Genomic DNA, 207 nt, shown 5'->3' on the forward strand with positions numbered 1-207 from the left:
ATTTAAATCATTTGTAGCTACATATTCCGTTCTGTTGGCAGAAACAGTCACCCGAAATAGTTTGACCTTTTTATATGAGGGGAATTTATTTATTTTGATTAGCTTTCCCTGTTTTTCTTCAATTTCAGACCACATTAACTGTTCAATAGGCTGATATTTTTTTTGACCTCCTGTATCATCAACCAGCCGGTTTTTTTTGAGCGGAAC

At 34.8% G+C, this 207-nt stretch carries 1 pseudogene; it reads right to left on the reverse strand.

The features are described from left to right. Window positions 1-207: pseudogene (locus PL9631_RS25655) on the reverse strand (IS701 family transposase); the annotation flags it as partial.

The organism is Planktothrix paucivesiculata PCC 9631 (genome assembly GCF_900009265.2).
GTDB lineage: Bacteria > Cyanobacteriota > Cyanobacteriia > Cyanobacteriales > Microcoleaceae > Planktothrix > Planktothrix paucivesiculata.